Origin of the sequence: Streptomyces sp. NPDC059398 (genome assembly GCF_042751845.1) — a bacterium.
Lineage (GTDB): Bacteria > Actinomycetota > Actinomycetes > Streptomycetales > Streptomycetaceae > Streptomyces.
The window spans coordinates 1-9,757 of the sequence record NZ_JBHYWP010000005.1; the positions used below are offsets into that span (position 1 = coordinate 1).

At 70.1% G+C, this 9,757-nt stretch carries 8 protein-coding genes; 2 read left to right on the forward strand and 6 right to left on the reverse strand.

Going from position 1 to position 9,757, the window contains the following annotated elements:
• Positions 1–66: 66 nt before the first annotated feature.
• From ACFXBC_RS03345 to ACFXBC_RS03370, 6 genes are all read right to left on the reverse strand, one after another.
• Entirely contained in the window at positions 67–720 is a 654-nt protein-coding gene (locus tag ACFXBC_RS03345) for an ABC transporter permease (protein WP_385018140.1), read from the reverse strand.
• Entirely contained in the window at positions 721–1,431 is a 711-nt protein-coding gene (locus ACFXBC_RS03350) for an ABC transporter permease (RefSeq protein WP_385018142.1), read from the reverse strand.
• On the reverse strand, positions 1,428–2,414 hold the full coding sequence (locus tag ACFXBC_RS03355; RefSeq protein WP_385018144.1) for an ABC transporter ATP-binding protein: 987 nt from the start codon (positions 2,412–2,414) through the stop codon (positions 1,428–1,430). Before ACFXBC_RS03355 ends, ACFXBC_RS03350 begins: the two co-directional genes overlap by 4 nt.
• 88 nt (positions 2,415–2,502) lie before the next feature.
• Complete coding sequence (locus ACFXBC_RS03360) at positions 2,503–3,477, reverse strand: glycine betaine ABC transporter substrate-binding protein (protein WP_385018146.1); 975 nt, start codon at positions 3,475–3,477, stop codon at positions 2,503–2,505.
• Positions 3,474–5,498, reverse strand: coding sequence for a CocE/NonD family hydrolase (locus tag ACFXBC_RS03365; RefSeq protein WP_385018147.1), 2,025 nt, complete (start codon positions 5,496–5,498; stop codon positions 3,474–3,476). Before ACFXBC_RS03365 ends, ACFXBC_RS03360 begins: the two co-directional genes overlap by 4 nt.
• A 196-nt stretch (positions 5,499–5,694) precedes the next feature.
• Complete coding sequence (locus ACFXBC_RS03370; RefSeq protein ID WP_385018335.1) at positions 5,695–6,894, reverse strand: FAD-dependent monooxygenase; 1,200 nt, start codon at positions 6,892–6,894, stop codon at positions 5,695–5,697.
• A 144-nt stretch (positions 6,895–7,038) separates the two neighbouring features.
• Here ACFXBC_RS03370 and ACFXBC_RS03375 point away from each other — a divergent pair, with 144 nt between their 5' ends.
• Complete coding sequence (locus ACFXBC_RS03375) at positions 7,039–7,551, forward strand: MarR family winged helix-turn-helix transcriptional regulator (RefSeq protein ID WP_385018149.1); 513 nt, start codon at positions 7,039–7,041, stop codon at positions 7,549–7,551.
• Positions 7,552–8,159: 608 nt separating this feature from the next.
• Positions 8,160–9,638 carry an MFS transporter gene (locus tag ACFXBC_RS03380; protein WP_385018151.1) on the forward strand — a complete coding sequence of 493 codons (1,479 nt, stop codon included), beginning with the start codon at positions 8,160–8,162 and terminating at the stop codon, positions 9,636–9,638.
• The last annotated feature ends 119 nt before the right edge of the window (positions 9,639–9,757 follow it).

The window sequence follows — 9,757 nt, forward strand, 5'->3', positions numbered from 1 at the left end:
GCACGTCGGGGGTCCGTGGCTGCCCGGACCCCGGACAGAAGGCCCTGAGGGCTGTCCCGTCATCCCTCAGCCGCGCGACGCCCGCAGCCCCTTGGGCACGAGCAGCCGCTGGACGAGCGCGATCAGCCCGTCGGCGGCGAGCGCCAGGGCCGCCACCCACAGGGCCGCGGCGATCACCCCTTCGAGACCGTAGTTGGCCTGGCCGAGGACGATGTCCCCGAGACCGCCGCCGCCGGCCACCGTGGCGAGGGTCGCGGCGGAGATGACGTACACCACCGCGATCCGGATCCCGGAGAAGAGCAGCGGGAGGGCCAGCGGCAGCTCCACCTTGAGCAGGACCTGCAGGGGTGTGAGACCCATCCCGCGTGCGGCCCGGACCATGTCAGGGTCGACCTGGTCGACGGCCAGATACGCCTGGCTGAGGATCGGCGGGATGGCGGTGATCAGCAGCGCGACGGCGATGTTGACGAAGTTGAGGCCGAAGATGCCCAGGCCGATCGCGATGACCGCGAGGTTGGGCAGGGCACGGCCCACGTTGGAGATGCTGGTGGTGACGAACTCACCGCGGTGCAGATGTCCGAGCCAGAGCCCGACGGGCACGGCGACCACCAGCGAGACGGCGATCACGATCGCGCACATCCAGATGTGCTGCCCCGTCTTCTCCAGCATCAGCGACAGCCGCTCGTGCATGAAGGTGAACGAGCCGACGAAGGTGTCCATTTACGCGGCCTTCCTGCTCCGGGCCCACGGCGTGAGCAGCCGTCCGGCGAGTACCAGCAGTCCGTCGGCGGCCAGCGCCAGGATGACCGCGAGTACGCCCGCCCCGATGAACTGGGTGTTGAACGGCGACTGCAGCGCCTTGAGGATCAGCGAGCCGAGGCCCGAGTCGATGACGTACGCGGCGATGGCGACGGTCCCGATGGTCATCACCGTTGTGACCCGCAGTCCGGAGATGACGGACGGCAGGGACATCGGCAGCTCGACCTTGAAGAGGATCTGCCGCCGGGTCAGTCCCATACCCCGCGCCGCGCGCACCGCGTCCTCAGGGACTTCGCGCAGCCCGGTGAGGATCGTGGTGAACAGCAGATAGAGGCTGTACGCGATGAGGGCGATCTCCACGGTGAGCACCGAGAACCCGGTGACCGGGACCAGGAGCTGGAAGAGCGCCAGCGGCGGCACCGTGTAGAGGAACGACGAGAGGGCGGAGGCCGGCATGGCGAACCACCCCTGGAAGTGGGCGAGTACGGCCATCAGGAAGGCCACCACGAAACCGGCCACGACGGCGATGAGGGTGAGTTCGATGTGCTGGACGAGCGCGGGCCAGAAGAGCGACGACCAGTGCGCGGTGAACCAGTCCATACAGAAGGTGGAGTTGTTCGCCACGCAGGCGCTGGGGCTCCCGTAGTCCGGGATGACAGGTCCCGCGCTCATGCCGCGCCCGCCTTCCGTACGGAGTCCATGGACGCGGTGCCGATGACCGTTCCGCCGTCCCCGGTGACCCGTACGGCGTCGGCACCTTCGGCCACCATGAGGGAGAGCGCGGAGCGGAGCGTGGCCTCGCCCGGGAGAGCGGGCAGCGCGTCGGTGCCGGTGGCCGGGGTGAGTTCCAGATCGCTGAGCCGGACCAGGGAGAGGCGCTTCAGTCCGCGGTCGGCGCCGAGGAACCGGGCGACGAAGTCGTCGGCCGGCTTCTTCAGCAGGGTACGGGGCGAGTCGTACTGGGCGAGTCTGCCGCCCTCACGGAGGATCGCGACCCGGTCGCCCATCTTCACGGCCTCGTCGATGTCATGGCTCACGAAGATCACCGTTTTGCGGATGCGCTCGTGCAGCGCCAGGAACTCGTCCTGGACGTGTTCGCGGGTGATCGGGTCGAGCGCGCCGAACGGCTCGTCCATCAGCATGACCGGCGGGTCGGCCGCGAGGGCGCGGGCGATACCCACTCGCTGCCGCTGGCCGCCGGAGAGCTGGTTGGGGTAGCGCGACCCGTACTCGCCGGCCGGCAGGCCGACCAGGTCGAGCAGTTCCGCCACCCGGTCCTTGGTGCGCTTCCTGTCCCAGCCGAGGACCTTGGGGACGGTGGCGATGTTCGCCGCGATCGACAGATGGGGGAAGAGGCCCGTCTGCTGGATGACGTAGCCGATCGAGCGGCGCAGCTGGATGGGGTCGAGATCGCGGATGGAACGGCCGCCGATGCGGATGTCTCCGCCGGTCGGCTCGGCGAGCCGGTTCACCATCATCAGCGCGGTGGTCTTGCCGCTTCCGGACGGGCCGAGCAGTACGCAGATCTCCCCCGCTGGCACCGTCAGCGACAGGTCGTCGACCGCGGGCGATGCGGAGTTGGGGTAGGTCTTCACCACGTGGTCGAAGACGATCTCCTGCGCGGAGGCGGAAATTTTATGGCTTTCCTGGCTCATTGGGGGCTTTTCTCCTGGAGGGCGACGGAAGGTCGCGGATGGGGTGGGCGGGGCGCCGCCGCGGTCGTCGCGCGGCGGTCTGTCCGCGTCAGCTGATGCCGTTGGCCTTCAGGAACTTGGCCGCGACTTCGGAGGGGGCGAGCCGCACGGTGTCGACCGCCCGGTTCATCTCGCGTACCGCCTGGTCAGTGAGGAGCGCGTCCACCTTGTTCAGCGTCCTGGCGAATTCCGGGCCCTGCTTCTCCTGTACGCCCTTGCGTACGACGGGGGCCACGTTCTGGAAGCCGTAGTAGCCCTTCGTGTCGTCGAGCAGGGTGTAACCCCCGCGCGCGAGCTGCGGGTCGGTGGTGAAGACGTCCGCTGCCTGGACCTGTCCGTGGTCGAGCGCGGAGTACTGCAGGCCGATGTTGAGGGTCTTCACCTCGGTGTTGTGCAGCCCGTACGTCTTCACCATGTCGTGGTAGCCGAGTGCGCCCTCCATGTTGTCGGGGTACTCGGCGAAGACGACGTGTCCCGCCTTCCTCAGATCGCTGATGGTCCTCAGTCCGTGCTTCTTGGCGAAGGCGGGCTTGACGGCGATCGCGTCGCGGTTCTGGAAGGGGGTCGGGTCCAGCATCGTCAGCCCGCGGGTCTCCTCGTAAGCCCTGGCCGCCCGGTAGGTCCCGGCGGCGGAGTGCGGGACCGTGCCGCTCCGGGCCAGAACCTGGAGGATGACCCCGGTGTACTCGGGGTACAGGTCGATCTGGCCGGAGGTGAGTGCCCCGTCGATGACGGTGGTGCTGCCGATGTTCGACTTCAGCTCCACGTCGTAACCGGCCTTGGTCAGCGCCTGTTTGTACAGCTCACCGATGATCCACTGCTCGGTGAACTCCTTCGCCCCGATGACCACGGTGGGTTTGCCCGCCGTCTCGGAGACGGCGCCGCAGCCCGACAGGGCGCCGAGGAGGGCGAAGGCCAGACAGGCGGCCAGGACCCGCGCGGAGTGGCGGGCCGGGGGGCGGCGCAGCGGCCGGCGGCCCGCCGCCGGGAGTACGGCCGCGGGCGCGCGGCGAAGGCCCCTCACACCTGGTCCCGGGGGACGCTGAAGGACCAGGTACGGGTGAAGACCTCGCGCTCGTCGTCGCCCGCGCCCTCGAAGGCGGAGAGCTGGTTGACCACGAGGAAGTCCGTCGCGTCGGCGGTCATCCGGGACCGGGTGCTGATGCGTGTCGCCCAGTCGCCCCGGCTGATGGACTCCTCGCGCTCGCTCTCCACGGACGCGGACAGCGGGTCGCCCTCGACCAGCCGGAAGCGGTTGAGGTCGCTGCCGGTACGGGTCAGGCCGTCGGCCCGGTCGGTCATGGTGCCGTCGGCCGGGGTGGTGACGATGGTCTGTTCCCCGGTCTCGTGGTCGTAGCCGACCCGCCGGGCACCGGGCAGCGGTACCAACTCAATGCTGTGCGGGGGCACTTCGAGCGGCGGACCGTACGGGCGCAGCTCCGCGTCCTCGGCGGGGCGCGGTGCGCGTACCGGCAGGGTCAGCTCGCCGTACTCGGTGTCCAGTTCGAGCGCCACCTGCTCCGGTGAGGGCCAGATCCACGGCCACAGCGAGGCGGAGACGGAGACCCGGAGCCGGTTGCCGACGCCGAAGGCGTGGCCGATGGCGAACAGCGGCACCGTCACCTCGTAGGCGCGGCCGGGCTCCAGCGGGCGCGGGTCGGTGTGCCCGTCCCGGTGGGTGAGATTGAGGAAGCCCGTGGTGACCAGCTTGGAACTGCCGTCGGGCCGGACTTCGCAGAGCCGCACGGCGAGTTGCGCCTGCGGCCGGTCGCTGGTGACGCGCAGGGTCACCTCGGGGACGCCGAGGATCTCAAGACGCTCGGTGAGGGCGGGCCCGGTGAAGGTCTGCGAGCGGCCGTCGTCCGCGGCCTGGTCCCCGTACTGCCCGGGTATGTCACCGAACTTGAGGAAGTCGCCGCCGGACGCGCCGAGTGCGAGCGGTGAACGCAGCACGGCCGTGCCGGGGCCCCCGCCGAGCAGGCTGAGCGGCAGAACCGCGGCCTCGACACCGGGGGCCGGCCAGGAGGGTTCGGCGACCCAGCGGCCGGGGCGGTTCTCCAGGTCGGAGCCGACCGGGGCCGGGTCGGGTATCCAGGCGCGCAGGGCGGGCTCGTCCATGATGCCGTTGTCGGCTCCGGCCATCCAGTGGTCGAACCAGCGCACGCACTCGCCCTGGAAGTCCATGGCAGGGCCGGGCTCGGCCTGGTGGGGGTAGGTGTGCGCCCAGGGGCCGAGCATGGCCTTGACCGGTACCCGCAGGTTCTCCATGAGCCGGAGGACGGCGCCGCGGTACGGGTCGAGCCAGCCGCCGACCGCGTACACCGGCACCTTGATGGCCGTGTAGTCCTCGCAGACGGATCCGTGCTGCCAGTAGGAGTCGCGGCGCTGGTGGGTCAGCCACTCCTCGGCGTACGGGACGGTCCGCTCCAGGCGGTCGAGCCATTCGTCGCGCCAGGAGTCGCCGAGCACGGCCGGGTCGGACGGGCGGGCGTTGTACGCGAGCATCGTCGCGGCCCAGGGCAGCATCTCGGATGCGAGCAGGGAGCCGCCCGCGTAGTGCACGTCGTCGGCATAGCGGTCGTCGGTCGAGCAGACGGTGACGACACAGCGCAGCTGGGGCGGCTGGAGGGCGGCTATCTGGAGGCCGTTGAAGCCGCCCCAGGACTTGCCGATGATGCCCACCTGTCCGTCCGACCAGTCCTGCCGCTCGATCCAGGCGAGGACTTCGAGCGCGTCGGAGAGTTCGGTGGCGTGGTACTCGTCGAGCATGATGCCGCTGGAGTCACCGCTGCCCCGGCAGTCGACCCGCACAGCGGCGTAGCCGGCCCGCGCGAACTGGCCGTGCAGCGTCACGTCGCGCGGGGCCGTCCCGTCGTTCTTGCGGTACGGGATGTACTCCAGGACCGCGGGAACCGGTCCTGCCGCGTCGGCGGGCAGCCAGACACGGGCGGCGAGACGGGTGCCGTCCTCCAGCGGGATCCAGACATGGCGGAGGACGCGTACGGGGTGCTGTGCGGGGGCGGGGTCGGTGGTGGCAGTGCTCATGTTTCGGCACCTTAGAGGAGCCTCACATTCCGTTTGTCCTGAGTGCCCCCGTTTTACTTGCTTGTTCAACCGTGAACAAAAGCACAGGCATAGGGCGGCCCATTATGGGTAAACACCCCACATTTGCACACTGGTGTAACTATGACCGGCGACAAGGGCGGATGACCGCCCGCCCCCGGCCGCGGCGGCAGGAGCGCTATGCGGCGCGACCGTACTCGGGCAGCACCAGGGCGGTGCTGGCAGCCGTGACCTGGCCCCCCGCAGGAAGATCGGTGCTGCCGCGCAGAATCGCGTTGCGCGCGTCGAGCTGCTCCGGGGTGCGGGGTGCGGTAGCGGCGGCGCCGTCCACGACGAGCGCCTGGTTCAGCTCCGCGAACTCACGGACCCTCCCCTCGTAGGCCGCGAAGGCCGCCGTGTGGTCGGCGTGGGTCGCCAGCTCACCCGCCAGGACGTACGCCCCGACCAGCGAAACACTCGACCCCTGGCCGGACATGAAGGAGGTCGCGTGGGCGGCGTCCCCCGCCAGAACCGTACGGCCGGTGGACCAGGCGGGCATATGGATCTGGCTCACCACGTCGAAGAAGAGGTCGTCGGCGTCCCTCATGGCCGCCACCATCCGGGGTATCTCCCACTGCACGTCGGGGAACCGCTCTGCCACCAGCTCGCGTTGGGCCTTCGGGTCACGGAACGCGGCGAAGGGAGCTTCCTCCTGTGCGAACGTCAGGAACCCGTGCAGCGTGTCGGCCAGCTCATGGGCGTAGAGGGTCGCGGCCCTGCCCGGAACGTTCCACATCCGGGCCTCGCGTTCGAGACCGAGGTCGTTGGGGAGCGTGAACCCGGCGAAGCAGTAACCGAGGTAGCGGTGGAACCGCTCTTCGGGGCCGAAGGCCAGCCGCCGGGTGTTGGAGTGCAGCCCGTCGGCGCCGATCACCAGGTCGAAGGTGCGCCGGGTGCCGCTGTCGAAGGTGACCTCCACGGCGTCGCCGCGGTCGTCCAGGGTCGCGATGGAGTCGCCGAACAGGAACTCGACGCGGTCCCGGACCAGACCGTAGAGGCAGTCGGCCAGGTCTCCGCGGCGCACCTCCAGATCGAGGCCCTCCGTGCCGCCGGCGACGGCCTCGGGGCGCACGGCGGCCACGACACCGCCGTCGGCTTCGAGGAAGGAGATCTTCCGGGTGTTCACATGGGCCCGCCGGAGCTGCGGCAGCATTCCCATCCGGTCCGCCACCTCGCGCGCGGTGCCCCGGACGTCGATCGCGTACCCTCCGCCGCGGAGCGCGGGGGCCTTCTCCACCACGGTGACCTCGAAGCCGTAGCGGTCGAGCCAGTAGGCGAGGGTCGGTCCGGCGATACTGGCGCCGGAGATCAGGATGGTGCGGTTGGCCGTGGGGTTCATCATGGGTCCTCCCCGTCCGGGCTCCCACCCGGAACAGTAGATGCCTGCTTTAGGTATCCTTATTGCGGACAGGGTGTGCCCGCGAACACCATCAACGAGCGCCACCATATAGATACCTGTTTTAAGTATGCAAATGGAGCCGGGATGAACACGCCCTCGCCGGATGGATCCGAGCACGGCAGCCGGGACGATGTACTGGCCGTGATGCCGCGTCTGGCACAGCTGAGCAATGCCATCAGCCGCGGCCGTCTGGCCCAGCACGCCATGGAGGCGGCCGGGATCACACTGGAGCGGCCGCCCTTCTCCGTACTCCTCGCCCTGCACTTCGCGGGCCGGCCGCTGCGGGTCAAGGAGATCGCGGAGGCGGTCCAGGTCGTCCAGCCCCATGCCACGCGCCAGATCCAGCAGTTGGAACGGCACGGCCTGGTGCGGCGGATCGGCGACCCCGACGACGGACGGGTCAGTCTGATCGAGCCGACCGAGAACGGGGCACAGGCCGCCGAGCGTTACGCCCACACGCTCATCGGGTGGTTCACCGGGGCCGTCGCCCACTGGCCGGAGCAGGACCGGCAAGACCTCGGCCGTCTGCTGACGCGCTTCGCGGACGAGGTGACGGAGCGGCTGGCGCTCCTCGACGGGCCGGAGTCGGCGCCCTAGTCGGGCGGCGCGGATCGAGCGCCGGGGCAGCACCGGCCCGGTGCGCCGTCGGCCCTCTGCCGGTCCGCTGTCGGTGCGATCCGGGGGGCGCCGGTGCGCTCGCCGAGAAAGCCCTGACCCGTGACCGGCTTCCTCACCGCAGTCGGCGCCGGACAACCGCTCACGCACGCGCACACAACTGCGCGAGCGCCTCTGCCGTTCCCCGCAAAGACGCAGCTCAGTGAGGTCCGAGCCGACGGATGCGGGCGGGACGTCGGCGCCGTCGAATCGGCGGGCCGGCCACCTGGTGTGCGACGGCGCCCAGCGGTGCCGTACCTTGGAGCAGTTGCTGTGCCGCGGTTTGGGTGGCGGTGACCGGTTCCTGTTTCTTCTGTGTGTCGATCTTGAGGTGACGTCCTATCAGCCAGGCCATGCAGTCGTCCGTGTTCCCCACGTGCTGATGTGTCGCACGTCTTCGGGGGCGGACGTCCCGCTGGCCTGAGTTGCGTCACCCTTCCCCGCAGTCTTCCTTCCCGGGTGCAGCTCTGCCGTCTGCCCCGGGCTTCGTGTTTGCCGGCTCTGGTGTGGCAGTCGGCAGGGCACCCCGATCTTTGGATCAGGAGTTCCTGTTGTCTTCCTCCGCGCTCGGCAACGAGCCACAGCACACCCCCCAGTCCTCCGAGCAGCCATCACCCCAACACCCGAAGACGGCCTTCGCCGCCCGGATTGCCCTCCTGGTGGTGTTGGGCGCCGAGCTCCTGAACCTTCTCGACCAGTCGGTCGTGCTCACCGCGCTGCCCGCGATCCAGGAGTCGACCGGCGCGGGTCCCTCCGCGGTGCAGTGGCTGACCACCGGCTACTCGCTGCCCGTCGCTGTCGGACTGATCACCGGTGGACGCCTCGGCGACCTCTACGGCCGACGCAGGATGCTCCTGATCGGCGCCATGGTGTTCACTGCGGGCTCTCTGCTGTGCGGGCTCGCTGCCGGGCCGGGTGTGCTGATCGGCGCCCGCCTGGTCCAGGGTGCGGGCGTAGCGCTGATGATTCCGCAGGTTCTGGCCACCATCCATGTCGCCTTCGACGGCGCGAGCCGCAGCCAGGCGTTCGGACTGTACGGGGCGGTCCTGTCCCTCTCGAACGTGCTGGGTCCGATCATGGGCGGGCTGCTCACCGAGGCGGATCTGTTCGGCCTGTCGTGGCGGCCGGTCTTCCTGGTCAACGTGCCCGTCGGCCTCGCCGTGCTCGTCCTGGGGCGCAGGTTCATCCCCGAGTCGACCGCCCGCAGGGCCGACCGGCTCGACCTCACCGGCGTGCTGCTGTCCGCCCTGGCCATCGTTCTGATCGTCTTCCCCATGTCGGAGGGGCATCTGCGTCACTGGCCGCTGTGGTGCTTCGCCATGCTCGCCGCAGGCGTCCTCGCGCTGGGTGGCTTCCTGCGCCAGCAGCAGCGTGGGCAGGACAACGCACCCCTCGTGCCCCTGCCCCTCTTCGCGAGGCGGCAGTTCTCCGGCGGCATGGCCGCGCAGCTGATGCACGGCCTGCTGTGCGGGCTGTTCTTCATGACCTGGACGCTGTATCTCCAGCGGGGTCTGGGCATGAGCCCTGTTGTTGCGGCACTGGCCTTCGTGCTGCTCTCCATCGGAGAGCTGGCCGGCGCATCCATCGCGGCGAAGAGTGCCGGGCGCTTCGCCCGCCGTCTCCCCCAGACCGGGGCCCTCATCACGCTCGCCGCGATGGCCGGTTACGGGTTCCAAGCCGGCGCAGAGCAGGGGGATCTGGGCCTGCTGAGGATGTCCGCTCCAGTGGTCCTGATCGGGTTCGGTCTCGGTATGGTCGGCGGCCCGCTGGCCGACCTGTCGCTGGCCAAGGTCCCGCAGGAGGACGCCGGGGCCGCCTCGGGCCTCTTCAACACCGCCATGCACCTGGGCATCGCCCTGGGGACCGCCCTGAGCGCCCTGGTGTTCTTCGCGACCACCAAGGGCTCGTCCGAAGCGGCTCTCAATCGTGACGGGTTCCTCACCGTGCTCTGGTGGGCCGGCGGCCTCCTCGCGCTGATGTGGTCCCTGATGTTCTGCTTGCCCCGGGGAGCCGGGAACCAGGCGGACTGAGCCCCGGGGGGGGGGGGGGGGGGCGCGCGTGGGCGCTCGGCGGGGGGGTGAGCCGCGCGATCGCGGGCGCGAGGTCGCGGGGGCGGGGGTGTGGGTGGGCGGGGGGGCGCGGGGGGGCG

Bases quoted from the DNA above. Each gene is read 5' to 3' on its own strand.
- ACFXBC_RS03350 (WP_385018142.1), bottom strand. From the start codon at position 1,431: ATGAGCGCGGGACCTGTCATCCCGGACTACGGGAGCCCCAGCGCCTGC.
- ACFXBC_RS03375 (WP_385018149.1), top strand. From the start codon at position 7,039: ATGAACACGCCCTCGCCGGATGGATCCGAGCACGGCAGCCGGGACGAT.
- ACFXBC_RS03365 (WP_385018147.1), bottom strand. From the start codon at position 5,498: ATGAGCACTGCCACCACCGACCCCGCCCCCGCACAGCACCCCGTACGC.
- ACFXBC_RS03345 (WP_385018140.1), bottom strand. From the start codon at position 720: ATGGACACCTTCGTCGGCTCGTTCACCTTCATGCACGAGCGGCTGTCG.
- ACFXBC_RS03355 (WP_385018144.1), bottom strand. From the start codon at position 2,414: ATGAGCCAGGAAAGCCATAAAATTTCCGCCTCCGCGCAGGAGATCGTC.
- ACFXBC_RS03370 (WP_385018335.1), bottom strand. From the start codon at position 6,894: ATGAACCCCACGGCCAACCGCACCATCCTGATCTCCGGCGCCAGTATC.